Here is a 25,556-nt window from a genome sequence, read left to right on the forward strand (position 1 = left end):
TCACGCGAACACGATTTTCGGGAAGTAGAACGACACCACCCAATTGGGCAGATCGACCACTTCACTGATGCGCAAATCACCGCACACCGAGCACAGCATGTAGGCCTGTTCGGCAGGCATGTGGTGCTCGCGGCACAGCCAGTCGACGGTGTTGCTGACCGCCTGACGCGCGGCCTGCATCAGGTCGGGGCCGACGCCGGTGAAAGCTTCGTAACCGGCGCTGTCCAGGTGACGCGTCACCGGGCCAGGAGTGCTGAAACGCGGGCTCGACAGCGGTGTGGATTTGATCAGGTCGAGTTTGACCACCACGTCCATCTGGCTTTCGATGGCCGTGCCGCAAACCTCGCCATCGCCCTGAGCCGCGTGAGTGTCTCCGATGGACAGCAGCGCGCCGGCGACTTCAACCGGCAGGTACAACGTGGTGCCCGCAGACAGGTCGCGGATGTCCAGATTGCCGCCAACCCGGCGTGGCGGCACCACCGAATGCAGGCCCGGATCGGCAGGTGCCAGACCGATGGTGCCAGCGAACGGTTTAAGCGGCACTTTGGCGAACTGGCCGAAAGCGGCAGGCGCCAGGGTGTCTTTGTCGTAGTGCCACAGCGTCAGCGCCGGGTCTTTGAATTGGTCGGCGAGCAGGCCGAATCCGGGGATGTTCGCGGTCCAGCCAAAGCCGCAGGGCTTGAAGCTGTCCAAGGTGATTTTCAGGATGTCACCGGGCTCTGCACCTTCGACGAAGATGGGACCGGTGACAGGATTGATCTTGTCGAACGACATGGTCGCGACGTCGTTCGCCGTGGAATTGGGCGTGAAGTAGCCGTTGGACGAATCCAGGCATTTGAATTCGAGCATCGCACCCGGCGCAACCGTTTCAACGGGAGGGAAGCTTTTGTCCCAGCCGAAATGGCTGTTGACGCTGTGGATCGTTTTCACCAGGCAGTTCTGGCACATGACACCGTTCTCCGAATGAAACATTGCATTTGGTTCGGCACAAAGCCCTGTAGGAGCGAACTTGTTCGCGAGGCGATTTACCTGACACGACGCAAAGGCCTCTCGCCAACAAGTTGGCTCCTACAGGTGGTCCGTCTTGTCTGGATGTTTACTTGATCCAGATGTAGTCGTAGTTCACAGGCACATGGACCGGGTCTACGTACAGGATGTCGGCGCCGCCCATGCGCGACGAACGCACGGTGAAGCGTTGTTCATTGAAGATCGGCACCCACGGCGCGTCAGCCATGACATCGGTGAAGATCTTTTTCCACAACTCGGAGCGCTCGGCCTGCTGCTCGGGCTTAGCCATGCTGTCCGCCTTGGCCGCGTCCGCGTCCAGCTTCTTGTTGCAGTACAACGACCAGTTCCAGCCGCCTTCCACCGCGCCATCGCAACCCAGAATCGGGCCATAGAAGTTAGAGGGGTCCGGGAAGTCCGCAATCCAGGCCATGCCGCCCGACCAGACCATCGGCGCCTGATCCTTCGAGCTACCGGCTGCAATCACGTTGGCCTGCGCCAGGGATTTGATCTGCACCTTGATGCCGACTTTCGCCAGATCCTGCTGAATCGACTGCGCGATACGCGGCTGCGGATCGGTGTTCATCACGTACAGCTCGGTATCGAAACCGTTAGGGTGCCCCGCTTCGGCCAGCAGTTTTTTCGCAGCTTCCACGTCATACGCGTAGCCCTTGTAGTTCTTGTCGTAGCCCGGCATCGCCGGCGGCAGTGGCTGATTGGCCGGAACGGCCCGGCCGTTGATGATGCGCACGATGCGATCCTTGTTGATCGCCATGTTCACTGCCTGACGCACCTTGAGGTTGTCAAACGGCGGCAAGGTAGTTTTCAACGTGACGTAACCGGTGTGCAGCTGATTGCCGGTGATCATCAGGCCTTTGTATTTCGGGTCGTTCTTGAACTCGAGGAATTTGGCAGGAGGTACGCCGTCACCGGCAATGTCGACTTCGCCCTTTTGCAGTCGCAACAGGGCAACCATCGGGTCTTGGCCCACTTCGAAGGTGATGGTGTCCAGATGCGGCAGGCCCGGCTTGTTGTAGTTCGGGTTCTTCTTGAACACGATCTGCTGGCCGAGCTTCCACTCCGCCAGGCTGTAAGCGCCGGAGCCGACCGGGTGCTTGCCAAAGTCAGCGCCCCACTTCTCGACTTCTTCCTTGGGCACGATGGAGGCAAAGTTGATCGCCATCACATGCAGAAAGGTCGCGTTCGGCTGCTTGAGCGTGATTTTGACGGTGTAGTCGTCCACCACTTCAACGCCGCTCAGATGCTCGGCCTTGCTCGCGGCCATGTCTTCGTAACCGACGATGGCGCTGAAGAACCCGGCGCCAGGGCTCTGGGTTTTCGGGTTGACGGTGCGTTCGAACGAGTACTTCACGTCGCTGGCCTTAAGCTCACGACCATTTTGAAACTTCACGCCCTTCTTCAGGGTAAAGGTGTAGACCGTGCCATCGTCCGAGATGGTGTAGTCCTGAGCCAGATCCTTCACCAGTTCAGTGGTGCCGGGTTTGTAGTCCATCAAGCCGTCGAACAGGCTTTTGATCATCGACCAGTTTTGCCAGTCGTACCCGATGGCCGGGTCCAGTGTGGCGACATCGTTCTGATAGGTGATGACCGCCGAACCGCCGTTCTTGGCGTTGGCATCAATGTCGTCGGCCAGCGCGCCTGCGCTGAGCCCCAATCCACTGAATAATGTGGCCGCAATGGCCAGGGACAATACTTTGCGCTTCATGCTCCAGCTCCCCTTCGATAATGGTCTTGCTCAGGTTTTAGTGTTTTTTCACATCGATACGAGGGTCGACCCAAGGAATAATCAGGTCAGCCACCAGATTGCCAAGCACGATCGCCACCGCCGAAACCGTGGTCACACCGACGATCACTGGAATGTCCACTTGTTGAATCGCTTGCCAGGCCAATTGGCCAATTCCCGGCCAGCCAAACACCGATTCGACCACCACCAGCCCGCCCATGAAGATGCCGATGTCGATGCCGATCATCGGGATCACCGGGATGATCGCGTTGGGCAGCACATGGCGCAGCACCACCCGCACCCGGCTCAAACCCTTGGCCCGCGCGGTGCGAATGAAGTCCTGATGCAGGACTTCGATCATCGACGAGCGCACCATGCGCGAATACCAGCCGCTGCCGAGAATCCCCAGCGTCAGCGCCGGCAGCATCAAGTGCTCGACGCCCCCGTAGCCGCCCAAGGGAAACCAGCCCAGTTGCACGGCGAAGAAGTACAAAAACAGCATCGCGGCGATGAATTGCGGCGCCGACACGCCGACGAAGGACAGCGCCATCAGCAGCTTGTCGGCGAAGCTGTCCCGCCGCAGTGCCGCGAACACGCCCAGGGTGATGCCTATCAACAACTCAAAACCGATCCCTGCCGCCATCAACTCCAGCGACGGACGCAAGCGTGAGCCGATCAGTTCGGTGACGTTAGTGCGCTGAATGTACGAGCGCCCCAAATCCCCCTGCAGCAGGTTGCCCAGGTAGTTGGCGTACTGGTGATAAAACGGCAGGTCCAGCCCCAGCTGCGCGCGAATCCCCGCCACCACTTCCGGTGTGGCGCTGCGTCCGGCAATTTGTCGCGCAGGGTCCGCCGGCAGCATGAACAGCAGCAGATAGGTGATGAAGGTCACGCCCAGCAAGATCAGCAGGGAGTAGCCGATGCGACGACTGACGAAGGCGAACATTCAGCTTCTCCCTTGCAGCGTGGGGTCGAGTTCGTCGCGCAAGGCGTCGCCCACCAGATTGAACGCCAGCGACAGCAACACGATGGCAATGCCGGGGAAGAACACCAGCCACGGCGCCGAGGTGAAGTAGGTCTGGCTCTCGAAAATGATGTTGCCCCAGCTCGGAGTCGGTGGCTGGACGCCAACGCCCAGGTACGACAGCGTCGCTTCCAGCAGCACCGTGGTGGAAATCCCCAGCGTCGCCCACACCAGAATCGTCGGCAGCAAATGCGGCAACAGGTGCGAAAACAGAATCCTCAAAGAGCTGGCACCCAAAGTGCGCTCCACCGCAACGAAATCCCGTGCGCCGAGGGCAATGGTTTCCGAATAAATGACCCGCGCGATTTGCACCCAGTTGACCATCGCGATCACCAACGCAACGATCCACACGCTGGGCTGGAAAATCGCCGACAAGGCAATCGCCAGCAGCAACGCCGGGAACGCCATCATCAGATCCGTGAAGCGCATCAGAATGCTGCCGGTCCAGCCGCGCAGAAAACCTGCGGTCAGCCCCACCAGCGTGCCAATCAACACCGCCATGCCATTGGCGACAAGGCCGATGAACAGCGACGTCCGCGCGCCGTAGATCAGGCGCGAAAAAAGGTCACGCCCCAGCAGGTCAGTGCCCAGCCAGTACGGCGCATCGGGCGACAGCGGCGCGCCCTCCAGCGAGAGGCCTTCGGCGAATTGCTCGGACGGATCGTAAGGACTCATCCAGGGCGCGAAGACGGCGAAGATCACAACCAGTGCGATGTACAACAACGACAGTGCAACAGCAGGACGACGAACCAGGGCACGCATCACACTCATGTCCACATACCGCCTTGCTGAGGACGGTCGGCGGCCAGATCAACACACAGCTCGTCGACGCTGCGATTGAGCTGCATCGACAGGGCACGGAGGCGTTCGTAGGCGTCGCGCTCGTTGAGCTGATGATCGATCATCAAGCGCGCCAACGCCTGGGCCAACAAAGGCCGGGCGTTCAATCGCTGCTGCAGGGTGTCGATGGTGCGGGCGTCGGCATCGAGTCGTTCGTGCAAACCGATCGCCATCATCAGCGTGGTGTACACCGAACTTTGGGTGATGGGTTTATTGAGCAGCGCGGTGGCACCCAACTCAATGGCGCGCTGGATCTGCGACAGGGTTTCGTGAGGCGTCAACGCCACGAGCGGCACGCCCGCTTGATTGAGGCGTTGCAGCAGTTGCGGACTGGCGAAATGTTCCAGCTCGACGATGGCGGCGAACACGCCATCCAGCGAATCGGCGGCGTCTTCCACCAGCGCCAGCGTGGTAATCCCCAAGCGGTGCAGACTCTTTTCAAGATTCGCCAGCGTACGCGGCTCGCAGTCCACCAACAGCAAGCGACCGTGTTCGAAATCAGGACGTTTGAGCAGACTCATTTTTTGACGATCCTCAAGTGAGGCACGGGCGCCAGGGCGCGCAGGCGATGAAATTCGCGCAGATCGGTGGACGTCAGATAAGGGTCGGCGGGCAGCGGCCGGGTTTCGCTGTGCACCACCACAAAACGCCCTTCACTCAATTCGGCAATGTGGCAGGGCAAGCTGCTGTGGTTGTTGCGTCCGGAAATCTTCAAGCGCCCCAGTACGCTTTCTTGAGCGTGGGCGTACAGATAGCTGCAGATGGCCTCCGGCTCATCGTTGCCGACATGGTGCAAGGCCTCGGCGAACAAATGCAGCGCAACATACGTGCCGGTGTAGTAGTGCGAGCACGGGCGCTGGCCGTGTTGGTGAAACTGGCGATCGGTGAACGCGTTGTCGACGCCTTCGAAAAATGGCCCGCAGGACAGCAGACGCAGGTTTTGCATCTCGCCCACTTCCACCAGCTCGGCTTCGGTCAGGTTGCAACTGAGCACCGGCAGGACCATGTCGTGCTCGACACAGGCGGCGTCCAACTGATGCAGAAACGCGTAAGTCGACTCGCCCACCAGGTTATTGAGGATGAACGAGGGTTGTTCGGTCAGCAGGTATTGCACCAGATCGCTGAAATTGGTCGAGCCCATGTGCACGTATTTTTCACCGATCACATCGCCATGTGCGGCCTGCAAGACTTCCCGGGCGATGCGATTGCTTTCCCAGCCCCAGATGTAGTTCGAGCCCACCAGCATCGCGCGTTTGCCGAAGGTGCTGAGCGCATACCGCAGCAGCGGGATCAGCGTCTGATTCGGACAGCCACCGAGGTACAACACGTTTTCGCTACTCTCGAAGCCTTCATACGGACAGGCGTACCACAGCAAACTGGCGTTCTGCTCCAGATCCGGAATGATCTCCTTGCGACTGGCGGACGTGGTGGTGCCGAACAGATGGCGAATGCCACTTTCCATCAACTGCACTGCGCCCTCGTTATAGCGATGCAAATATCCCTGGGGATTGATGTGCGTCGCCTTCAGCTCAAAATCATAATCACGGTGCCGATTGATCTCGGCCAGCGCGTGCTGAGCACCCGCCAGACCGTGCTGTCCCATGCGTTTGTAAGTCCCGTCGGTGGAGAAAAGAAAGCCCACCTCAATCGTGCGTCGCATTTTTCAAACTCCAATAAAAAAGCCCGACCCACCGGAAATCCGGTCGATCAGGCTTCGTCACCTGGCGCTCTGCGCTGAATGTAGACAAGTCTTAACGGCCATAACCGAGCTTGTGTATGAGCCTTCCATGGAAAAAGCATGCCATCTCCCTTGGTCAGGCTTTAATCGGCGTTTTCAGGAAAACCAACCTTTGAAAACGCCCATTGATGAAGCCGAGCGTAGCCGATGTGCTTCAGGTTTGTGCGAAATTTCTCGAACGACCTGCCAAGGCTAAAGGCTTTTGTAGGAGCTGCCGAGCCCGTGCGAGGCTGCGATGTGTCAGGAATATCGCATCGCAGCCTCGCGCTGGCTCGGCAGCTCCTACAGTTTCTGCGCGCGGCGAAGGTATTGCGGCGCACATCAAGCCCGTGGGAGCGGACCTGTCCGCGAAGAGCCCCTTAAAGCCTGAACATCTCTGGCGCCTGACGCATTGCTTTCGCGGACAGGTCCGCTCCCACGGTAGATGCGTTGTGTCAGGTGACTGGCTCGGTCGAGCCCGACCCCGGAGCCTCGCGCTGCTCGGCAGCTCCTGCAGAGGCCGTAGCGCATTGTTTTGAGATAAATACCCGCTGGCAGGCTGCCGAGCCGGAGCTTGACCAGCGTGAAGCTGGCGAGATATTTGGCGGCGGCGTCAACGCCTTTTCGCGATATGAAAATGGCAAGACCAAACCTCCTCTGTCGCTGGTCAAGCTGCTCCAGGTGCTCGATAAGCACCCGGATTTGCTCGGGGAAATAAGAGTTTCTTGACCCCAGCAACATCAGCGTCTGATCGGCAATATCCCCACCCGCATCCCGAACGGTTTGAACACTTGATTCAGCGTCTGGATCGTCGGGTTACCTTCGTCCTGTTCAATCTGGCGCAGGGTGCGCAGGGAGATTTTGCACATGCCGGCGAATTGCTCCTGCCGCAGCCCGGTGACTTCGGTGCGCAGGCGTTTGACCGCTGCACCGATTGTCACGCTGCCTGCTAGAAGCTGTTCCTTTAACTCATCCAGAATGATGCCGCGCTGACGGATTTCATCGGTCATAGCAGCCCCCAGTTTTTAAGCGTTGCGTCCAGCCGGTTGAGGGCAATGCGGGGGTGATTGAATGTTGCTTGGGGCAAACCAACTTCGCTGAGCAGATCAGGTAATGCCCGATACCGCTGCGCATCTGTCTTTAAACCTTCGAATAAAGCCTCCGGCTCGGCCCATGGCGCCAGTGCGTTGCAGGCCGCTAGCCAGTTAACTTGCCCTGCGCGTTCGATTTCATCCGGCCATTTCGTGGTGCGGGTTACGCCCTCCTCATCCATTACCATTGGGGCAAGATCGTATATCGGCGCCAGATCTATGCGCTGCCCCTCACGCAGGACAGCAGTGTTGCGACCGTGGTTATCACTGTTACCGAGAATTTGATTGATCAGGTCTCGGCGGATGTACTCACTGATCAGTTCCGGGATTTCAGACTGCTGATCATTGGCAGTCCATGTCTGGGCCAATGCCTCAACGGCGGCAACATGGCTCATGTAACTGCCCGGACGGGTGATGCCGGCCAGCGAATACACCGACTCGACCGCGATTCTTTTCACGCCGTGCTCATCGATGTGCCGGTCAAAGCGTTTCATCCACAGGCTGGGTTTGCGCGCTTCTACCAGGCTCATGCCGTCGGCCGTAATCGTGTTCAGTCCCAGCCGATTCAGGGCCTGGTAATAGCAGAACTCACTGCGCAGCACCGTACGATCATTCTCGTTCGCCTTGTTTCGGGAGAACTTCACAAACCAGTGCTGATGCACGTGATCATCGGGCAGCGTTGCGTCCGGGTGCAGCAGACCCTCGGCGTCCTGAGCCAGCAGTAACTTTGGTGCCTCGCCACCCGCCCCGGTTGCGCCACCGACGGCGGCGCCTTGTTCGTAGGCGTATTCAAGGAAACGGCTGTCACGTGCAACCACATCCTGGCGGCTGAAACCAAGGCTGGCGCCCTTGGGCATGGCCTCGACAGACTCTCTGATGCGCAGATGACCAATGGGCGCCGGGGTGCAACGGCCTAACAGCATTAGATCGGCTTGAGTGTTCTCATTTTCCGGGACGGCGAGGCGCGCCAGCAGGAATCTTCGAGCGGCACCCGCTGGCAGTATGTCGTGCAGGAATGCCGGCACTTGCGCCGTGCGTTGCAAATCCCAACTCAGCGGCAGCGTTGCGCTGACTGACTGAGCAGTTATTCGATTCAAAGCATGCAGATGGTCCACGAGATAGTGCTGGTCGTAGGCAAAGCTGCACGGACTAAGCAACCCGGCCTCCGGCTTTTCAAAATCAATGCGCATGGCATCGCGCCACAGGCCTTGGGAATAGAGTTGCAGGTTGAGGCTATACATAAGCGCCGCTCGGCAATTTAATGCCTAAACCGTAGCCTTATACGGCAAAAAAGGCAATTTAATGCCTAAGATCGCCCGACACAGCAGATAGCCGGCATTAAAGTGCCGACAGCTAACCTAGAAGCCCCAGCTCTTGCGCCCGCGCCACTGCCTGTGTCCTGCGCTCGACGCCCAGCTTACTGTTGATATGGCTGGCGTGGGTTTTGACGGTGTGCAGGGAGATAAACAGTCGCTCGCTGATCTCCTGATTCGAACAGCCTTGGGCGATGAGTTGCAGAACGCTCAGTTCCCGCACGCTGAGCTGGTCGGCGTGTGAGGTCTCCGGGTTTTCGCGTGAAGCGGTCGAGGCCGGGAGCGTCGTCAGCAGAAATTGCACGAGCAGGCAGGGTTTACGCGGTTGCAGTTGCTCGCGAAGCCAGTCCGGGTGTTGCCTGATCAGACGCTGAAACGGCAGCAATGCGCCACCGGTTGCTGCTTGCAGGGCACGATTGAGCAGCGGTTTGGCCCTCGCTTCATCCGGTGTGCCCAGTACGAAGAGAATCTGCTGGGTCAAGGCAGTCAAACTGACCAAATGGGCGCCTGCCGTTTGCGCGTGGTCCTCCAGACGTTGCAGTCGCAAGGTGGCTTCGGCTTTATGACCCTTGACGTCGTCAAGCACCGCCTGCAGCAATTGGATGTGCTGCGGCAAGTGCGGATGGCATTCGGGCGCTGCGGCGGGATGCTCGCCGCTGTAGGTTTGCCCCAGACGCATCAGCCACGCTTCGGCCAGATCGATACGGCCTTGCGCCAGCCACAACTCACACTTCACCAAGGTGATGATCGCCAGGTAATAAATCGGCGGCACGTCCCAGATGTGCATCAGCCGTTCCGCTTCAGCCAGTTCGGAAAAGGCTTCGGCGAAGCGCCCTTCCCGCCCCTCCAGGCCGGCAACCACGCAATGCCCGATCAACACGCTAATGTCGCGACAGGCGCGGGCTTCGGCCAGCCCAGCGACCAATCGAGCACGTCCGGTTTCAGCCTGCATGCACAGGGTGAGCAAGTGACCTTCGTACAACGTCAGTCGCGCCCTTACCGCATAAAGTCGTTGCAACGACAGCCCCTTCAGCCGCTGCTGCCCTTGTCGCACCTCTTCCAGCGCACGAAGAATTTCACCGCGAGCCTGCAAGACCCGGGCTCGATCGTAGTGGGCCAGCGCCTCGAACAGCGGGTTCGCGACCCGTTGCGCAAGCTCCAGCGCATCACGATTTAACGCTCTGGCGCGCCACAGATCACCTTCGGCAATTGCAAGATTGGCCAGCGTCGATAGGCACAACAAGCGTTGGCCGTAGCGTTTTTGCGGCAAGCTCGACAGCGCTTCGCTGCAATAACGCTGGGCCTTTTCGCTGTCGCCGCGTCCTCGGGCGATGATGCCGCTGAGCGCCAGCCATTGAGCGAGCATGGATTTTTGCGCGGTGGCAGAAGGCGCCGGCAAAAACCGGCTGAGGTGGTCGGCAAGTTCCTCGGCAGCATCCAGCTGACACGCCAGCCCCAGCGCCCACGCGTACAGAACGATCAGTCGCGGCGTGCTGACGATCAGGCTGTCAGGCAAGTCCATCTTCCAGCGCAGCAGCATGCCGACGTTCTGTTCGGCCAACAATTGCTCTTCGGACAGGTTCTGCACCAGGTTGGCGGCGACGTCCGGGTGCCCTGCACGAAGGGCTTGTTCGATCGCTTCATCAAGCAAGCCCTGCTCGCTAAACCAACGACAAGCGTTGAGATGCAGGCGGGTTTGTTGCGGGCCGATCTGATTGCCCGCGCGGGCGCGCAGCAGGTCTGAAAACAGATGGTGATAGCGAAACCAGTGCCCGCTTTCGTCCAGCGGCACCAGAAACACCTGATGCGCCTGCAGATAAAGCAGCGTTTGGGTACTGTCATGGCTGTCGCGCGCGGCATTGCACAGCTCGGCGCAAAAGCGCTCAAGGCACGCGGTGTCATACAGAAAGGCCTGAACATCAGCCGGCAGGCACTCGATGACCTCTTCCAGGAGATAGTCACGAATCAGGCCTTCGCTGCCGTTCAGACCCTGCGGCAGGCTGTTGCCGGTGCCGGCCTCACTGGCGGCGAGCAACCAAAACCTGAGCCCTGCGACCCAGCCTTCACTGCGCTGAACCAGCGTGTGCAGCGCATCCTCGCTCATTGACCTGCTGTGTTGATCGAGCACGGCGAGGGATTCAACCTCAGTGAGCCGCAGGTCGTGTTCGGTGAGCTCTTGAAGTTGACGCGACAGACGCAAGCGCGCCAGGTGCCAGTCCGGACGTTGCCGACTGGTCACCATGACGATCATCCCGGCAGGCAAGTGATTGAGGAAAAACTGCAAACAGCGGTCCAGGACGGGGCCTTGCGCGAGATGGTAATCGTCGAGCACCAGCAGCAACGGCTTGCTCAACATCAGGTGCATGGCCAACTCGTCCAGCAAACCATCGAGCCATTCTTCGAACGCGAATGGCTGGTGCCGCTGACGCATCTTCAAAAGCCCCAACGCCTGCCCGCCCAGTTGTGGGAAGAATTGTTGCAGACCGGTCAGCAAGCGCTCGAGGAATCGGCCGGGATCGCTGTCTCGGTGGCTTAGGCCCAGCCAGAGGTTTTGCCATTGTTCAGGCAAACCCTGACAGAACTCGACCGCAAGAGAGCTTTTCCCAAAACCTGCAGGAGCGCTGACCAACAGCAGACGGCCCGACAAACCAGCGTTTAGCCGCGTGCACAAACGCGGGCGTGGCACATAGTTTTCGGGTAACGGGGGGCGGAAGAAACGTCCTTCCAACGCAGTGACTGCGTGATTTGCGAATCCTTGCAAACGCGACAGATCAGTCATGGCCGGCTCTTGTTAGAAGTGCTTGTTGTTCGGCAGTCAGATGCTCCCGAGACTAGCGGCTAAGTCAGAGCTTTTGAAGGATGTACGACGAAAGACTGTAAGAAAACATCTCCAATCAGTGTAGCGAATGGTCAGCTATAGGTGTGGGACAGAAACCCATTACCTGTAGGAGAGAATTTATTCGCGAGGCCGGTGCAGTCGATGGGGGTCGTCAGCACCTGAAAAGCCTCGCGAATAAATTCGCTCCTACAGGGGTTCAGCATCGTTCTTTAGCGATTAGCGCACCCCATCCTGGCGCAGGGCGTTGGGCTGGAAGTCGCTGGTGGACGCGGTAAAGCCGAAATCGTACGCGCGTTTCTCTTCGTTCTTCATGCCCAACGCCAGGTAGCGACCCGATTGCAGGTCATACAGCGCTTCGAGGGCGTACCACGGCACTTGTTTGTCGTAGTAGTTTTCGGCATGGGCTTCTGCGACGCGCCACAGTTGACCGCGACCGTCGTAGTGATCGATCACCGCAGCCTGCCAGGAGTCTTCGTCGATAAAGAAGTCACGCTTGGCATAAATGTGGCGCTGGCCTTCTTTCAGGGTGGCGGTCACGTGCCAGACGCGGCGCAGCTCATAGCGCGCCAGGTCCTGATTGATGTGACCGGCCTTGATGATGTCGGCGTATTTGAGTTTCGGGTCGTCAAGCTTGTAGCTGTCGGAGGCGATGTACAGCTCTTGCTTGCCGATCAGTTTCCAGTCGTAACGGTCCGGCGCGCCGTTGTACATGTCCAGGTTGTCGGAGGTGCGCAGACCGTCCGCTGCCGTGCCCGGCCCGTCATAGGAAACCTGAGGCGCGCGACGCACACGCCGTTGACCGGCGTTATACACCCAGGCAGAACGCGGCTCTTTGACCTGATCCAGAGTCTCATGCACCAGCAGCACACCACCGGCCAGGCGCGCAGGCGCGGTCACTTCCTGCTTGAAGTAGAAGAGTACGTTGCCTGGGTTTTTCGGGTCGTAATCTTTCATTTTGTCGCGGAATACAAACTGATCGCGGAAATAAACCAGGCTGAACGAGCCGTTGGTTTGCGGCGTCGCTTGTGTCACCAGACGGGTCACGCTGCCGCCGCGATAACGGGTGATGTGGTTCCAGATGACTTCCAGGCCACTTTGCGGGATCGGGAACGGCACGGCGGTTTCGAAGTTTTCCAGGCCGTTGCCGCCAGAGACCAGCTTGGTGTTGGTGGCGTTCTTTTTGATAGCGGCGAACACATCAGCCGGCACGGTTGCGCCACGATGGGACGGATAAACCGGCATTTTGAAGGTGTCTGGGTAACGCTTGAACATCGCGTATTGGCCCGGCGCCAGCTTGTCTTTGTATTGATCGACGTTCTGCGCGGTGATGGTGAAGAGCGGCTTTTCACTGGCATAAGGGTTGGCCAGGAAGCCACGCTCATCGACCGCGCCCGCATTGGTGGGCAAAGGTGTCCACGCCGGGATGGTGTTGTTGGCGTTGCCAGCTTTTTCCGCGCCCATCGGGGTCAGCGTAGTGCCCAATTTGGCCGCTTCAGTGTCCGACACTGCCGCCATGACGCCGGTCGCCAGCAATGACAGGCTCAGTGCGCCGACTTGCAACAGACCCATTGTTATTTTCATATTCATGGTCGTCCTTAGAAATTCATGCCAAAGCTGAGGGCTACGAAGTCGCGGTCATCCACCGTGGTGTATTTGCCGTCAAAGAAGTTGGTGTAGGACAGGTTGGCCGTGTAGGTGTTTTGGTACTCGGCATCCAAACCCAGGCTGATCGCTTTGCGACCTTCTTCGAAGTTGGCACCTGGGCCCGGCGCATAACCGTCGACGTCGTGGGACCAGGCGATGCTCGGTTTGAGGTTGATCCCGGCGAAGACGCTGTTGTAATCCCAGATGGCACGTGCGCGATAACCCCAGGAATCGGTGGTGGTGAAGCCATCGTTCTCGCAGTACCGGCTCAGGTTGTTCTGCGCAGCACCCGCCAGCGTACTGGCGTTGAGCGCCTGGCATTGACCGCCCGGCAATGGGCCAGGCCCGTAGCTCGGATCCCGGCCGTAACGCAATTTGGACGTGCTTTCCAGACCGCCGACGTGGGTCCAGCCTACTTCGCCCACCACCGTCAGACGTTCCGCGCCCATCACCTGATCGAAGAAGTGCGTGAGCGTGGTTTGCGCCTGGGTGATTTCCTTGCGGCGATAGCCGGACTGGTCAGTGTTCGGACGGCCTTGCAGCAACGACACGTTAGGGTTGAGCGGCGACAGACCCGAATACAGGATGTCGGTGGTGTTGAGCTGGATCGGTGCATTCGGGCGATAGCTGACCTCGCCGCTCCACGCGGTACCTGTAGGCAATGTGGTGGAGAAGCTCAAACCCATCAGGCGGATGTCTTCAGGGTATTCGACGTAGTAACTGGAGTTGCCGGCAACGACCACTGGCAGCAGCGTCGGCGCAAGGCTCGCCGCAACTGCGCGCGGTACGCCATTGGCAGCCAACCCACCCACCAGACCGGCAGCGCTGTAGGCGCTCGCCGGGCCACCGCGACCGCTGAAAATCGGCAACCGGCTGTGGTAATTCATGAAGTAGCCGCCGAACTCGGTGTCCAGCGGCTCGAAGTTGTAGTGCACCGCAACGCCGAATTGGCCGCTGTCGCGGGCATCGCGATCCGGGCCCCGAGCCACGACGGCGCCTTCATCGGGGCTGCCGAACGTGACGCCACGCTGGGCGAGCGTGTTCTGAACCGGGCCTCTGAGGGCCGCCGGAAGCGCTGCGTTCAAGCTGTTGCGTGTGCGCAGAACTGCCAGGTTGTTGTTGCAACCATCGGAAATCACGTCGGGTTGCGAGAAGAACGTGCCGCAGTTATCAGTAACCGTCTGATCCCATTCCAGCTGATAGAAGCCTTCGGCGGACAGGTTTTCAGTGATGCTTTGCGACAGGTAAAACATGTTGACCGGGATCAGGCCTTCCTTGATCTCCGAACCTGGACGACGGAACGCAGACACATCGACCGGGTTGATGCTGTTGATGCCGCCCTGGATGAAAGTACTTTCACCCCAGCTGACCACTTGCTTACCGAAACGCACCGAACCTGGCTCATCGCCGATGGAATAGTTGTGGTAAACGAAGGCATCGAGCAACTGCCCGCCAGACGATTTGGCGCCTTCTTTGCGGTTGGAATCGCTGATGTCCTTGAAGTCGCGACCTTCGTCCTTGAGTTCGAAGTCGTACCAGTACTTGCCCCGAACGAACACGCCGGTGTCGCCGTATTTCAATTCCAGATCGTGGATACCCTTGAAGATCTTCGAGAACGTTTCCCCACTCTTGAAGTTCAGGTGACCGTCATCGGAGGTCTGTGAAAGGCCGTGTCCGCCGTTGTTGGACCCGATGAGGTTCTTGTTGGCGTTCTGGGTCGACCAGCTTGCGCCCACGGAGAGCGACGAGTCGAAGTTGCCTTCGATTTCACCGATGTTGAAACTGACGCCGAATGCAGGACCGGCGAGCGAAGAGGCGAGACTGACGGCCAAAGGCAATTTCGCCCGGCGCCAGAACTGGTTTGTGGATGTCATCGACGCTACTCCATGTGCTTTTATTTTTATGGCAGTAAGTGACCCCGGAAACGACTCAGACAGATAAATCCGCATGCCTGGTTGTCAACGCTTGTCGTGGCAGCACATAAACGCTGCGAAGCGAAAAAAGCGTTTTTCTCCGGTGTCTACCTAGTGCCGACTATAGCCAGCACGCTCCACTGCGCGATCCCTCTAAAGTGTGATTTGCAGCGTCAACGCGTCTGGCACGCCGATTTCGGCGCACCTGTGTCTGTGGCAGGGGGGAGAATGGCTGATTTTGCGGATTTGGCAAGCGCGATGCCCGCCGTAGAGGCCTTGGGCCTTCTTTGCGTTTAAAAACGCCACAGAAGGCCCATTCAATGCATGAATCAGAGGGTAGAAAGAAACGTGCTATTGGTGCTCTGCCATTGGACGATGTCCAGACGGATGCGCTTCTTGTCGAGCTTGCCGACACTGGTCTTGGGAATTTCAGTAACAAGGGCGATCTGACTCGGAATTGCCCACTTGTTGATGTGGCCCAACTCCACGAACGGCTTTAAATGCTCTTTCAACGATTTGGCATCAATGACATGCCCTTCATGCGCTACGAGCAGCGCAAAAGGTCGCTCGCCCCACTGCGGATCGGCGATACCGACCACCGCCACTTCACGCACCGACGGATGACGGCTGCACAAATCCTCCAGCTCCAGCGAAGAAATCCACTCACCGCCGGTCTTGATCACGTCTTTGATGCGGTCGCGAATGTCGATGGTGCCCATGCTGTCCAGCGTCGCCACGTCGCCAGTGTGCAGCCAGCCGCCAGCCCACAATTCAGAGCCTTTCTCGGGCTCACGAAAATAGCCCTCGGTCAGCCAGGGCGCGCGTAACACCAGTTCGCCCTGAGTCTCGCCATCGGACGGCAGAAAGTTGCCATCCAGGTCGACGATCGCCGCTTCTACCAGAATACCCGGCGTCCCGGCCTTGATCCGGAAGGTGGTGCGCTCGTCGTCACTTCCCGCCATCAAGTCCTCATTGATGTGCGCAACAGAGATCAGCGGACAGGTTTCCGACATGCCATACGCAGCCGTCAGCTGGATGCCCTTGGCTTTGGCGGCGTCATATAACGATCGGGTGAGCGAGCTGCCGCCGATGATGATGTTCCAACCGCCGAAATCGACGTCCTTGGCCGCTTTGGCGTTGAGCACCATTTGCATGATGGTCGGCACGCAATGGGAGAAAGTGACCTTTTCCTTGCGCCACAACTCGACCAGCAATTCAGGGTCGTAGCGGCCGGGATAGACCTGTTTTACGCCGAGCATGGTGGCCGCATACGGCACGCCCCAGGCATGCACATGGAACATTGGGGTGATCGGCATGTAGACGTCGTCGTGACACAACACGCCTTCGATACTGCCCATGATCGTCGCCACGCCCATAGAGTGAAGGACCAACTGGCGATGGGTGAAATACACCCCTTTGGGATTGCCCGTGGTGCCCGTGGTGTAGAACATCGTCGCCACTGAGTTTTCGTCGAAATCTTCGAACTGATAGTGCGGGCTCGCGGCGGCCAGCAGGGTTTCGTACTCGCCGACCAGATTCGGCAAATCGGCAGCTTTGTCGGCGGTGTCGGTAATCAATAGCGTCTTTTCGACCGTGGTCAGGTGCGGCTCGATGGCCTTGTACAGCGGCAAAAATTCGCTGTTGACCAGCACCAATTTGTCGTCGGCGTGATTGATGGTGAACAGAATCTGCTCAGGCGAAAGGCGCACATTAACGGTGTGGATGACCGCGCCGATCATCGGGATGGCGAACATGCATTCCAGATAGCGATGGCTGTCCCAATCCATGACCGCTACGGTGTCCCCCGCTTTCACACCGGCTTGGGTCAATACGTTGGCTAGCCGTGCGATGCGCTCGTTGAGGGTCCGGTAAGAGAATCGCGCCTGATCCCGGTAGACGATTTCCCGTGATTTTTCATAGCGGCTGCCTGACATCAGCAACCGTTTGATCAGGAGGGGGTATTGGTAGGCGCCGTCGGCGGGTGGAATCACGCGGGTCTGCAACATAGGAATCCCTTTTCGAGGTGCATAGGCGTTGCGCAAAAATATGCACTCTAGAGACCCCGCCCGCCATCCAAATCAGCCGAAGGGATGATTTGAGTGACGAGTGATACGGCTGGCGTTGCGCCAGTTTTTAAGGATCGGCTCAGTCTCCGTGGGAGCGGACCTGTCCGCGAAGACATCCTTACATCCGACGAAAATGCATTGCCTGGCCTATCGCTTTTGCGGACAGGTCCGCTCCCACGGGTTGAACCGCTGCGCCGGTTTCAATGCATCTCGGTAAACGCCAGCTTCAGCCCCAACGCCACCAGCACACCGCCCATGGCGCGGTCGAACCAGTGCCCCATCCGCGCAAAACCTGCGCGCACCCTTGGCTGGCTGAACAAGCGCGCGACCAGGCAAAACCAAAGTCCGGTCGCCACTGCCAGGTAAACGCCGTACCCGGCCTGAACCACCATCGGCGTATGCGGATTGATCACCACGGTAAACAGCGACAGGAAGAACAGCGTCGCCTTGGGATTCAAGCCGTTGGTCACGAAGCCTGCGGTGTAGGCTCCGCGGGCTGTGCGCTCGCCGACGGCGATGTCTACGGGTGCGTTCGAGGCGCTGGCCGGTTTGGCCCGCAGCGCCTTGATGCCGATGTACAACAAGTACGCCGCAGCGGCCCACTTCAAGGCGTTGAACAGCACAATCGACTGCGAAACGATCAGCCCGATGCCCAGCAGCGAATACCCCACGTGCAGGAAAATCGCGCTGCCCACGCCCATTGCCGTCCATGTCCCGGCCTTTCGACCGTGGGTCACGCTTTCGCGAACCACCACCGCAAAGTCAGGGCCTGGGCTGGCCACGGCGAGCAGGTGAATGAGGGCAACGGTGAGAAATTCCGTCCAGTACATGGGGGTCTCCAGCAGGTCAGAGCGGCAGGATCGGGTAAGGTCGCTACCTTACTCCGCCATCATTCGGAGCAAAAGCCGGAGGTTGAATTCCGTTGTAGGAGCTGACGAGCACCGCGAGGCTGCGATGCAATCTGCCTGACACACCGCAATCGCAGCCTCGCGGTGCTCGTCAGCGCCTACATGGGTCGTGTTGTTCCGGACACAGCAGCGTTCCTTCGCGGGCAACTGGCACTGAGGTCTGTTCTTGAAGCACTATGGGAGACGTCCTACAAGTCATCGCGCCCTTCAGCTACAGGAGCCCAGTACATGAGCGACAATCGCAAAGCCGTTTTCCTCGATCACACTTCTCTGGATCTGGGGGATCTGGACCTCAGTCCCTGGCGTGAGACTTTCGGCGAGCTTGAATTGCATGCCAGCACGACTCCCGATCAAGTCATCGAGCGCCTGCAAGGTGCGCAGGTGGCGATCTCCAACAAAATCATGATCGACGCCGCCACCTTTGACGCATGCCCGAACCTCAAGCTGGTGTTGGTAACGGCCACCGGCGTCAACAATGTCGACCTCGACGCCGCGCGCAAACATGGCGTCGTAGTCAGCAATTGCCAGGGTTATGGCACGCCGTCCGTGGCGCAGCACACGTTGATGTTGCTGCTGGCGATGGCCACCCGCGTGCTGGATTATCAGGCGGCGATTCATCAAGGGCTGTGGCAGAAATCCAAGCAGTTTTGCCTGCTGGATTTCCCGATTGTCGAACTGGAAGGCAAGACCTTGGGCCTTTTGGGGCACGGCGAGTTGGGCGGCGCGGTAGCAAAGCTGGCCGAAGCGTTTGGCATGCGCGTGTTGCTGGGGCAAATCCCCGGCCGCCCTGCCCGACCGGATCGTGTGCCGTTGCATGAGCTGCTGCCGCAAATCGACGCCCTGACCCTGCACTGCCCGCTCAATGAGCACACCCGCGACATGATCGGCGCCCACGAGTTAAGCCTGTTCAAACCCAATGCGTTTATCGTCAACACCGCACGCGGTGGCCTGATCAATGAACAGGCGCTGGCCGACGCATTACGCAACGGCCAACTGGGCGGCGCGGCGACCGACGTATTGACCGTCGAGCCACCGGTTAACGGCAATACGCTGTTGTCCGGCGATATCCCGCGCCTGATCATCACCCCCCACAGCGCATGGGGCAGCCAGGAAGCGCGGCAGCGGATTGTTGGACAAGTGAATGAAAATGCGCAGGGCTTCTACGCCGGTGCCCCGGTTCGGGTGGTCAGCTAAAGACGCCTGACTCTGTAGGAGCCAACTTGTTGGCGAGCGACTCAAGCGCAGGCGTAAGTCCTGACGCCTCGCGAACAAGTTCGCTCCTACAGGCCCCGGCATTGCCTGCCCCTGTTAAACTCCGCCCTTTTTTCAGGAGCCGAAGATGGACCCGCGCAGTGAAGTGTTACTCCGTCAGGCTGGGCTGTTCCAGGGTTCATTGCTGCTGACCGGCCTGCCCGCCGACGACCTGATGGGCAAGTTACCCGCTGCACAGGGCTGGAGCTGGCACGCCGGCGACTACGCTGCCCTTGAAGCACGCTTTACCGATCGCACTCATTTTGGCGTTCATGCCCCCGAAACGTCATTTGACGCAGCCGTCCTGTTCCTGCCAAAAGCCAAAGACCTGACCGAATACCTGTTGAACGCACTCGCCTCCCGCCTGGGTGGACGCGAATTGTTTCTGGTTGGCGAAAAACGCGCAGGCATCGAAGCGGCTGCCCGCCAGCTGAGCCCATTTGGTCGCGCCCGCAAGCTCGACAGCGCGCGGCATTGCCAGCTCTGGCAAGTGACGGTAGAAACGCCCCCTCAAGCGGTCACCCTGGAAAGCCTGGCCAGGCACTTCGAAATCCCGGCCGCAGACGCGCCGCTCAATGTCATCAGCCTGCCAGGGGTTTTCAGCCACGGTCGGCTGGATCGCGGCTCAGCCCTGCTGCTGGACAATCTGGACCGATTGCCCGGCGGGCATGTGCTCGATTTCGGCTGCGGTGCAGGCGTATTGGGCGCCGCAGTCAAGCGTCGCTACCCTGACACGCAGGTCACAATGCTGGACGTAGATGCTTTCGCCACTGCCAGTAGTCGTCTGACGCTGGCCGCCAATGGGCTTGAAGCAGAGGTTGTCACGGGTGACGGGATCGACGCTGCACCCAATCATCTGGATGTGATTCTGACCAATCCACCCTTCCACACCGGCGTACACACCGACTATGCCGCCTCGGAAAATCTGTTGAGAAAAGCGCGAGAACATCTGAAAAAAGGTGGCGAACTGCGCTTGGTCGCTAATACGTTCCTGCGTTATCAACCCATCATCGAGCAGCATCTGGGTCCTTGCGCGACGATGGCTGAGGGCCAGGGCTTTCGCATTTATCGCGCAAAGAAGGCCTGAAATTAGCGCTTGCCCAACGCGATCTGCGAAGGCAGAATCCGCACCGTCCTAGGGGAGTAGTCTCCCGCGAACGCCACGTTCGTATGGCACGCATCAACATACTTGGCCCGAAGGCCATGGTGCGTGCGACCCCAGATCCGCCCAGACGGATCGGTGGTTTGACAAGACCTATGACACGCACACCTTACCCGGGGCGGGGAGGCTGTACGTGTCATAGCCGTGTCGACCCGCCCCTTAGGAAAACCTGATGCTGGAATCCTTGTTGGTCCCCACCGCTGTCGTCGCACTTGCCGAAATCGGTGACAAGACCCAACTCCTCGCGCTTATCCTCGCCGCTCGCTTTCGCAAGCCTTGGCCGATCATTGCCGGCATCGTCGCCGCGACCCTGGCCAATCACGCCGCGGCCGGTGCTGTCGGTGCCTGGTTCAGCAGCTTTTTGTCCGACGCCGTACTGCACTGGATTCTCGCTGCCAGCTTCACCGCCACTGCGTTATGGACGCTGGTGCCGGACAAAATGGACGACGATGAGGCCGGCACTGGCCGTAAGTTCGGACCGTTCCTGACCACGCTGATCGCGTTCTTCATCGCGGAAATAGGCGACAAAACGCAAATCGCCACGGTAATGCTGGCCGCGCAATATTCGTATCTGTGGCTCGTCATTCTGGGGACAACGCTGGGGATGTTGATCGCCAACGTGCCGGTGGTGCTGGCGGGAAATTTTGCGGCAGAGAAACTGCCACTGACGTTGATTCGACGGATTGCTGCCACGGCGTTCTTTGTCTTGGCGGTCGTGGCCGTTTACAAGGCGATGCAGATAAGCGGTTGGGTCTGATTCTGTAGGAGCGAACTTGTTCGCGAAGCGGTGCACCTGAAACACCGCACTGTATCTCTCGCCAACAAGTTGGCTCCTACAGACACATTCAAGACTTGGGCGCTTGTTCGTACAGCGGCATGACCTTGGGGATCGCCGCCTGCAACGACGCAATCCGGTTGGTGGACGCCGGGTGGGTGCTCATGAATTCAGGCTGTGAAGCACCGGATTGCGCGGTCATTTTCTGCCACAGGGTGATCGCGGCATTCGGGTTGTACCCGGCACGCGCCGACAATTCCAGACCCAGCAAATCCGCTTCGTTTTCGTTGGATCGGCTGTTGGGCAGGGTCAGGCTGTAGTTGACCACGGTGTCGGCCAACGCCAGGCTGTCCTGGCCCAATCCCAAAAATGCACCGGCGCCTTGTTTGGCCATTTGCACGCCATAGGCTTTGGACATGGCTTCACGACCGTGTTCACGAAGGGCGTGGGCGATCTCATGCCCCATGACCGCCGCCAACTCATCGTCGCTGAGTTTCAGGGTATCGATCAGCCCGGTATAGACGATGATCTTGCCGCCAGGCCCGCAGTTGGCGTTCAGGTCGTCACTCTTGATCAGATTCACTTCCCACTGCCATTGCGCTGCATCCGCACGCAGCTTCGGCGCCTGTGCGATCAAGCGCTTTGCCACCGTCTGCACGCGCTTGGCTTCAGCGCTGTCTTTGTCCAGTACGCCTTTGGTAGTCGCCTCGGTCACTGTCTCCTGATAGGACTGGGCGTACATCTGATTGACCTGATCGGTCGAGAGCATGCTGAACATGTACTGCTTACGCTCAACCCCGACCGAATCGCCGCTGGTTGTATTAACAGCGGAGCAACCACCGAGCAGTAATGCTGCGCTCAAGCCACATAGAACAAATGTCTGACGCATCGAAAATCTCCTGAAAATCATGGCGCACATCCTAGGCAATACCGTGTGCATGTACCAGATGGCAGCGGTTTGCCATGTCCTGAAAAATCGTGGGAGGGAGCTTGCTCGCAAGAGGCCCGCTCAGACAACCCTTCTCTAAACCCAAGCAACTTCTAGCAAGCAAGCTCCCTCCCACAAATACATCGTAATGAGGCTTCAAGCCGGGGTTAGGCACTCCGGCGCATTGAGCTTTGGATCATTAATCAGATTAGCCAATGGTCTCTCACGCAGTGCCGTTTGCGGGGCCGCGAGCAGCGCTTGCAGCACCGGCAACTCCGTATCCACTGCAAGCCAGTCCGCCTGCCCTTGCGCATCGAGGATCAAAGGGCGGCGCTGATTGGCTGCCGCTTGCGTGACCACCGCCACGCTTAAATACGTGTGCCCTTCTACTGGATAGGCTTCCCAGATGGCTGCGAAGAACAGCGCCGAGCCCTCCCCCGGCGTCAACCAGAACGGCCGCTTGCGCACATCGCCGCGCCATTCATAAAAGCCGTTGGCTGGCAGCAGGCAGCGACGTTCACGAAACGCCTGGCGAAACATCGGTTGTTCAGCGACGGTTTCGGCGCGGGCATGGGCGGGGGTGCGGGACATGTCGGTCAGCCACGGCGGGGTCAGGCCCCAACGGGCGCGGGCTAATTCTCTGCTCGGCTCACCCTCTACGGAAACGGGCCCGGCACGCAGCATCAGCACTGAATCGGCGGGGGAAATGTTCCACTGAGCTTTCTGGTCTGCCGGAAAGCCCGGCAAGGCCGCAAAGGCCGGCGTCCAACGAAACAGGGCATAACGTCCACACATGGGCTCAAAGCAACTCTTTTTGAAGGCTGATGACACAAAATCCGAAGCGCGTCAGCACAGCAGCACGTCCGGGTAGCTGTCGGGCTCATCACCTGACAGCGGAAAGGCGCCATTGTACTCAGTGATCAACTGCCGCGCCCGATCAGCCAGACCATCGTCCACCGACAGCCCCAACAATCCGAATACCGGCAGCTCGCCGACGCCTCCAAGCAAATGCCGGCCGGTGATGTGGGCTTCAATGCCTTCACTGGCGAGCATGCCTTGCAGCAGCTCGCCTTCCATCAGATTTTCCGGCTCGTAGATTTTGCGCATCAATCGTTCTCGGCACGCACTTGCAGGTCCCATTGTTCACCGTCGGTTTCGAGGTGAAAATCAATCGGGCGGCAGCACACATGGCAGTCTTCGATGAAGCTATTGTCACCTTCAGATAAGTCCAGTGTGGTTTCCCCCGGTTCGCCACAGTAAGGGCAGTCATAAGGTGCTGAGGGTTGTATTTCGTGCATCGCGGTCTCCAGGGCCAGTTTTGCGTATAATCGCCGCTCATTTAAAGGCCGGTCTAGATATTCACAGCCCCGGGCTTGTTTTCCCGGCGCCGGCCACCTTTACCCTAGCCGTTTTCAACAAGAGAGCATGATGGGCGAATTCGATGCCATCCGACCTTACAACGACTCCGAAGTAAAAGCCGTACTGGCGCGGCTGCTGGGTGACAAGGCGTTCCTCGCAATCCTCACTCACTTTCGCTTCCCGCGCCTGGCCAACTCGCTGGGCTGGATGCTGCAACCGGCCATTGCACGCAAATTGCGTCGCCAGTTCGCCGGTATCGACACAGTCGCTGCGTTGCAGGACAAGGTCGAGCATTACGTCGACCATACAATCGAGCGCGCCACCGATGGTGTGACCTATACCGGCGTCGAGCAGTTCAAGTCCGGGGTGGCCTATCTGTTTCTGGCCAACCACCGCGACATCGTGATGGACCCCGCTTTCGTCAATTACGCGGTGTACCACGCAGGCCTGCCGACGCCGCGTATCGCCATCGGCGACAACCTGCTGCAAAAGCCTTTCGTCAGCGACCTGATGCGCTTGAACAAGAGCTTCATCGTTCACCGCTCGATCACCGGCCGCAAAGAAAAGATGGCGTCCTACAACCTGCTGTCGGCGTACATCAATCATTCGATCCGCACTGACTGCCAGTCAATCTGGATCGCTCAGGCCGAAGGGCGCGCTAAAGACGGCGACGACCGTACCGAGTCGGCGATCCTCAAGATGTTTCACATGTGCCGCAAGGAAGAGCCGTTCGGCGAGGTCATCCGCTCGCTCAACCTCACGCCTGTGTCGATCAGCTACGAATACGACCCGTGCGATCACGCCAAGGCCCGGGAGTTGTTCATCCGCGCCAGCACCGGCAGCTACACCAAAGCGCCCGGCGAGGATGATGTCAGCATCGCGCTGGGCATCACCGGCTACAAAGGCCGCGTGCATGTGAACTTCGCGCAGCCGATTACTGAAGTGTTTGAGGACACCAAACAGTTGGCAATCGAGATGGACCGTCAGATTCTCGGGGGCTATCGACTGTTTCCGGTGCATTACCTGGCGTACGCGCGCTGGGCCGATGCCGACCCGGCCTTGAATGTGCCACGCGCTGACGAAGTGTTCGCGGCTGATGAACTGGCCCGGGCCGAGGAAGAATGGGAGCGCCGGTTGCAGGGCTGCCCCGATGAGCACCGTCCTTATCTGGTGTTGCAATACGCAACGCCGGTGCGCAATCAGTATCGGGTCAAGGCGGGGCTGCCGCTTTAAGCAGCAGAGTATTGAGAACGGCGCCTTCGGGCGCCGTTTTCGTTTTCAGGGTTTGTCGGACTAAAGCTGGGTACTGGCCCACGACATCAGCAGCGCAAAACCCAGGCACGCAGCGCCGATCCGGTAGCAGGTGCGAATCAGGCGCAGGGTCGGGACGTCCATCAGATGCATCGGCTCGTCGATCTGCGACTGCTCGGTGAGCGTGTGCAGATGGGCGTTTTCGCGTTGCTCGCGGTTGCGGGTGACCTGCAGCAACCAGACACCTGGACCTGCGGCCAATAGCGCAAACAAATTCAGGGTCATCGCGGGAGACAAGGGAAGCAGCGGCATGAGGGCCTCGATGGCGTCGGAGTCAGTAACGCCGGATTCTGTGGGATCCAGATGGCAATCTAACGTGTGTCACCTTAACGTCACCTGAACCGGGCACTGTGTGGCACCTCGACACCGCACCCTGTCCCCCGGAGCTACATCATGCTGCATGCCAACAACCAGGATCGCCTTTATTTGATCGCGCCAAGCGACGAGCAGGAAGCATTGATCGACGCACTGGCGTTCAACGTGCAGGACCGCCACTGGCTGGTCTACTGCGCATTGGGCGGGCATGCGCATCACGACTGGCCGGATGTGGACCTGGACACGGGCTACACGTTTTTGAATTTTTATCAGCAGGCGGCGTGAGCGCGAACTCTGACCGTACCTATGGGAGCGGACCTGTCCGCGAATGCGATATTCCAAACGATAAAG

General features: G+C 59.1%; 23 protein-coding genes, 1 pseudogene and 1 riboswitch. Of the genes and pseudogenes, 6 read left to right on the forward strand and 18 right to left on the reverse strand.

Annotation, left to right across the window (positions count from 1 at the left end):
- From ACWKWM_RS17000 to ACWKWM_RS17025, 6 genes are all read right to left on the reverse strand, one after another.
- Positions 1 to 930 carry an acetamidase/formamidase family protein gene (locus ACWKWM_RS17000; RefSeq protein WP_483847254.1) on the reverse strand — a complete coding sequence of 310 codons (930 nt, stop codon included), beginning with the start codon at positions 928 to 930 and terminating at the stop codon, positions 1 to 3.
- Between the two features lie 166 nt (positions 931 to 1,096).
- On the reverse strand, positions 1,097 to 2,731 hold the full coding sequence (locus ACWKWM_RS17005) for an ABC transporter substrate-binding protein (RefSeq protein WP_483847255.1): 1,635 nt from the start codon (positions 2,729 to 2,731) through the stop codon (positions 1,097 to 1,099).
- Positions 2,732 to 2,768: 37 nt separating this feature from the next.
- On the reverse strand, positions 2,769 to 3,695 hold the full coding sequence (locus ACWKWM_RS17010) for an ABC transporter permease (RefSeq protein WP_349796242.1): 927 nt from the start codon (positions 3,693 to 3,695) through the stop codon (positions 2,769 to 2,771).
- The gene (locus ACWKWM_RS17015) at positions 3,696 to 4,544 is read right to left on the reverse strand and encodes an ABC transporter permease (RefSeq protein WP_483847256.1); all 849 of its coding nucleotides are present in this window, start codon (positions 4,542 to 4,544) and stop codon (positions 3,696 to 3,698) included.
- The gene (locus ACWKWM_RS17020; protein WP_483847257.1) at positions 4,541 to 5,134 is read right to left on the reverse strand and encodes an ANTAR domain-containing response regulator; all 594 of its coding nucleotides are present in this window, start codon (positions 5,132 to 5,134) and stop codon (positions 4,541 to 4,543) included. Before ACWKWM_RS17020 ends, ACWKWM_RS17015 begins: the two co-directional genes overlap by 4 nt.
- Complete coding sequence (locus ACWKWM_RS17025; RefSeq protein WP_483847258.1) at positions 5,131 to 6,273, reverse strand: transporter substrate-binding protein; 1,143 nt, start codon at positions 6,271 to 6,273, stop codon at positions 5,131 to 5,133. The genes ACWKWM_RS17020 and ACWKWM_RS17025 overlap by 4 nt, the downstream gene beginning before the upstream one ends.
- Before the next feature lie 627 nt (positions 6,274 to 6,900).
- Here ACWKWM_RS17025 and ACWKWM_RS17030 point away from each other — a divergent pair.
- A pseudogene (locus ACWKWM_RS17030) lies at positions 6,901 to 7,059 on the forward strand (type II TA system antitoxin MqsA family protein); the annotation flags it as partial.
- A gap of 11 nt (positions 7,060 to 7,070) precedes the next feature.
- Here ACWKWM_RS17030 and ACWKWM_RS17035 read toward each other — a convergent pair.
- From ACWKWM_RS17035 to ACWKWM_RS17065, 7 genes are all read right to left on the reverse strand, one after another.
- Positions 7,071 to 7,340, reverse strand: coding sequence for a helix-turn-helix domain-containing protein (locus tag ACWKWM_RS17035; RefSeq protein ID WP_483847259.1), 270 nt, complete (start codon positions 7,338 to 7,340; stop codon positions 7,071 to 7,073).
- Complete coding sequence (locus ACWKWM_RS17040) at positions 7,337 to 8,662, reverse strand: type II toxin-antitoxin system HipA family toxin (protein ID WP_483847260.1); 1,326 nt, start codon at positions 8,660 to 8,662, stop codon at positions 7,337 to 7,339. Before ACWKWM_RS17040 ends, ACWKWM_RS17035 begins: the two co-directional genes overlap by 4 nt.
- A gap of 112 nt (positions 8,663 to 8,774) precedes the next feature.
- A complete protein-coding gene (locus tag ACWKWM_RS17045) occupies positions 8,775 to 11,513 on the reverse strand; it encodes a winged helix-turn-helix domain-containing protein (RefSeq protein ID WP_483847261.1) in 2,739 nt (912 codons plus the stop codon).
- A gap of 276 nt (positions 11,514 to 11,789) precedes the next feature.
- Entirely contained in the window at positions 11,790 to 13,154 is a 1,365-nt protein-coding gene (locus ACWKWM_RS17050) for a DUF1329 domain-containing protein (RefSeq protein ID WP_483847337.1), read from the reverse strand.
- Positions 13,155 to 13,168: 14 nt separating this feature from the next.
- Positions 13,169 to 15,091 (reverse strand): DUF1302 domain-containing protein, encoded by a 1,923-nt coding sequence (locus ACWKWM_RS17055; protein WP_483847262.1) that lies wholly within the window; start codon positions 15,089 to 15,091, stop codon positions 13,169 to 13,171.
- 368 nt (positions 15,092 to 15,459) lie between these two features.
- Positions 15,460 to 17,136 (reverse strand): fatty acid--CoA ligase, encoded by a 1,677-nt coding sequence (locus ACWKWM_RS17060; protein ID WP_483847263.1) that lies wholly within the window; start codon positions 17,134 to 17,136, stop codon positions 15,460 to 15,462.
- A 260-nt stretch (positions 17,137 to 17,396) separates the two neighbouring features.
- Positions 17,397 to 18,026, reverse strand: coding sequence for a LysE family translocator (locus ACWKWM_RS17065; protein WP_483847264.1), 630 nt, complete (start codon positions 18,024 to 18,026; stop codon positions 17,397 to 17,399).
- A gap of 306 nt (positions 18,027 to 18,332) precedes the next feature.
- Here ACWKWM_RS17065 and ACWKWM_RS17070 point away from each other — a divergent pair, with 306 nt between their 5' ends.
- From ACWKWM_RS17070 to ACWKWM_RS17080, 3 genes are all read left to right on the forward strand, one after another.
- Positions 18,333 to 19,298, forward strand: a complete 966-nt coding sequence (locus ACWKWM_RS17070) for a 2-hydroxyacid dehydrogenase (RefSeq protein ID WP_483847265.1) — start codon at positions 18,333 to 18,335, stop codon at positions 19,296 to 19,298.
- A 145-nt stretch (positions 19,299 to 19,443) separates the two neighbouring features.
- Positions 19,444 to 20,442 carry a methyltransferase gene (locus tag ACWKWM_RS17075; protein WP_483847266.1) on the forward strand — a complete coding sequence of 333 codons (999 nt, stop codon included), beginning with the start codon at positions 19,444 to 19,446 and terminating at the stop codon, positions 20,440 to 20,442.
- Positions 20,443 to 20,481: 39 nt separating this feature from the next.
- A riboswitch (yybP-ykoY riboswitch) is annotated at positions 20,482 to 20,602 on the forward strand.
- Between the two features lie 87 nt (positions 20,603 to 20,689).
- Positions 20,690 to 21,274, forward strand: a complete 585-nt coding sequence (locus ACWKWM_RS17080) for a TMEM165/GDT1 family protein (protein WP_483847267.1) — start codon at positions 20,690 to 20,692, stop codon at positions 21,272 to 21,274.
- A gap of 88 nt (positions 21,275 to 21,362) precedes the next feature.
- Here the strand turns inward: ACWKWM_RS17080 and ACWKWM_RS17085 are convergent, their stop codons facing one another.
- The 4 genes from ACWKWM_RS17085 to ACWKWM_RS17100 form a co-directional block, all read right to left on the reverse strand.
- Positions 21,363 to 22,181: a M48 family metallopeptidase gene (locus ACWKWM_RS17085; protein ID WP_483847268.1), complete on the reverse strand. Its 819-nt coding sequence runs from the start codon at positions 22,179 to 22,181 to the stop codon at positions 21,363 to 21,365.
- Positions 22,182 to 22,376: 195 nt separating this feature from the next.
- Positions 22,377 to 23,015 carry an SOS response-associated peptidase gene (locus ACWKWM_RS17090; protein ID WP_483847269.1) on the reverse strand — a complete coding sequence of 213 codons (639 nt, stop codon included), beginning with the start codon at positions 23,013 to 23,015 and terminating at the stop codon, positions 22,377 to 22,379.
- Positions 23,016 to 23,066: 51 nt separating this feature from the next.
- The gene (locus ACWKWM_RS17095; protein ID WP_349796278.1) at positions 23,067 to 23,327 is read right to left on the reverse strand and encodes a putative signal transducing protein; all 261 of its coding nucleotides are present in this window, start codon (positions 23,325 to 23,327) and stop codon (positions 23,067 to 23,069) included.
- A complete protein-coding gene (locus ACWKWM_RS17100) occupies positions 23,327 to 23,518 on the reverse strand; it encodes a CPXCG motif-containing cysteine-rich protein (protein ID WP_483847270.1) in 192 nt (63 codons plus the stop codon). Before ACWKWM_RS17100 ends, ACWKWM_RS17095 begins: the two co-directional genes overlap by 1 nt.
- Positions 23,519 to 23,648: 130 nt before the next feature.
- On the opposite strand from ACWKWM_RS17100, the gene ACWKWM_RS17105 reads away from it, so the two are divergent.
- Positions 23,649 to 24,812 (forward strand): 1-acyl-sn-glycerol-3-phosphate acyltransferase, encoded by a 1,164-nt coding sequence (locus ACWKWM_RS17105; protein ID WP_483847271.1) that lies wholly within the window; start codon positions 23,649 to 23,651, stop codon positions 24,810 to 24,812.
- 60 nt (positions 24,813 to 24,872) lie between these two features.
- On the opposite strand, the gene ACWKWM_RS17110 is transcribed toward ACWKWM_RS17105, so the two are convergent.
- Positions 24,873 to 25,142: a hypothetical protein gene (locus ACWKWM_RS17110; protein WP_483847272.1), complete on the reverse strand. Its 270-nt coding sequence runs from the start codon at positions 25,140 to 25,142 to the stop codon at positions 24,873 to 24,875.
- 141 nt (positions 25,143 to 25,283) lie between these two features.
- Here ACWKWM_RS17110 and ACWKWM_RS17115 point away from each other — a divergent pair, with 141 nt between their 5' ends.
- Positions 25,284 to 25,490, forward strand: a complete 207-nt coding sequence (locus ACWKWM_RS17115; RefSeq protein WP_349796286.1) for a hypothetical protein — start codon at positions 25,284 to 25,286, stop codon at positions 25,488 to 25,490.
- The last annotated feature ends 66 nt before the right edge of the window (positions 25,491 to 25,556 follow it).

It is taken from the genome of Pseudomonas rosaeacicularis, assembly GCF_057128745.1.

What these genes read in the sequence shown, in the direction of transcription:
- ACWKWM_RS17025 (WP_483847258.1), bottom strand. Translation starts at nt 6,273, where the DNA reads ATGCGACGCACGATTGAGGTGGGCTTTCTTTTCTCCACCGACGGGACT.
- ACWKWM_RS17105 (WP_483847271.1), top strand. Translation starts at nt 23,649, where the DNA reads ATGGGCGAATTCGATGCCATCCGACCTTACAACGACTCCGAAGTAAAA.
- ACWKWM_RS17095 (WP_349796278.1), bottom strand. Translation starts at nt 23,327, where the DNA reads ATGCGCAAAATCTACGAGCCGGAAAATCTGATGGAAGGCGAGCTGCTG.
- ACWKWM_RS17045 (WP_483847261.1), bottom strand. Translation starts at nt 11,513, where the DNA reads ATGACTGATCTGTCGCGTTTGCAAGGATTCGCAAATCACGCAGTCACT.
- ACWKWM_RS17005 (WP_483847255.1), bottom strand. Translation starts at nt 2,731, where the DNA reads ATGAAGCGCAAAGTATTGTCCCTGGCCATTGCGGCCACATTATTCAGT.
- ACWKWM_RS17040 (WP_483847260.1), bottom strand. Translation starts at nt 8,662, where the DNA reads ATGTATAGCCTCAACCTGCAACTCTATTCCCAAGGCCTGTGGCGCGAT.
- ACWKWM_RS17055 (WP_483847262.1), bottom strand. Translation starts at nt 15,091, where the DNA reads ATGACATCCACAAACCAGTTCTGGCGCCGGGCGAAATTGCCTTTGGCC.
- ACWKWM_RS17010 (WP_349796242.1), bottom strand. Translation starts at nt 3,695, where the DNA reads ATGTTCGCCTTCGTCAGTCGTCGCATCGGCTACTCCCTGCTGATCTTG.
- ACWKWM_RS17065 (WP_483847264.1), bottom strand. Translation starts at nt 18,026, where the DNA reads ATGTACTGGACGGAATTTCTCACCGTTGCCCTCATTCACCTGCTCGCC.
- ACWKWM_RS17085 (WP_483847268.1), bottom strand. Translation starts at nt 22,181, where the DNA reads ATGCGTCAGACATTTGTTCTATGTGGCTTGAGCGCAGCATTACTGCTC.
- ACWKWM_RS17060 (WP_483847263.1), bottom strand. Translation starts at nt 17,136, where the DNA reads ATGTTGCAGACCCGCGTGATTCCACCCGCCGACGGCGCCTACCAATAC.
- ACWKWM_RS17020 (WP_483847257.1), bottom strand. Translation starts at nt 5,134, where the DNA reads ATGAGTCTGCTCAAACGTCCTGATTTCGAACACGGTCGCTTGCTGTTG.
- ACWKWM_RS17075 (WP_483847266.1), top strand. Translation starts at nt 19,444, where the DNA reads ATGGACCCGCGCAGTGAAGTGTTACTCCGTCAGGCTGGGCTGTTCCAG.
- ACWKWM_RS17070 (WP_483847265.1), top strand. Translation starts at nt 18,333, where the DNA reads ATGAGCGACAATCGCAAAGCCGTTTTCCTCGATCACACTTCTCTGGAT.
- ACWKWM_RS17110 (WP_483847272.1), bottom strand. Translation starts at nt 25,142, where the DNA reads ATGCCGCTGCTTCCCTTGTCTCCCGCGATGACCCTGAATTTGTTTGCG.
- ACWKWM_RS17035 (WP_483847259.1), bottom strand. Translation starts at nt 7,340, where the DNA reads ATGACCGATGAAATCCGTCAGCGCGGCATCATTCTGGATGAGTTAAAG.
- ACWKWM_RS17015 (WP_483847256.1), bottom strand. Translation starts at nt 4,544, where the DNA reads ATGAGTGTGATGCGTGCCCTGGTTCGTCGTCCTGCTGTTGCACTGTCG.
- ACWKWM_RS17080 (WP_483847267.1), top strand. Translation starts at nt 20,690, where the DNA reads ATGCTGGAATCCTTGTTGGTCCCCACCGCTGTCGTCGCACTTGCCGAA.
- ACWKWM_RS17050 (WP_483847337.1), bottom strand. Translation starts at nt 13,154, where the DNA reads ATGAAAATAACAATGGGTCTGTTGCAAGTCGGCGCACTGAGCCTGTCA.
- ACWKWM_RS17100 (WP_483847270.1), bottom strand. Translation starts at nt 23,518, where the DNA reads ATGCACGAAATACAACCCTCAGCACCTTATGACTGCCCTTACTGTGGC.
- ACWKWM_RS17115 (WP_349796286.1), top strand. Translation starts at nt 25,284, where the DNA reads ATGCTGCATGCCAACAACCAGGATCGCCTTTATTTGATCGCGCCAAGC.
- ACWKWM_RS17090 (WP_483847269.1), bottom strand. Translation starts at nt 23,015, where the DNA reads ATGTGTGGACGTTATGCCCTGTTTCGTTGGACGCCGGCCTTTGCGGCC.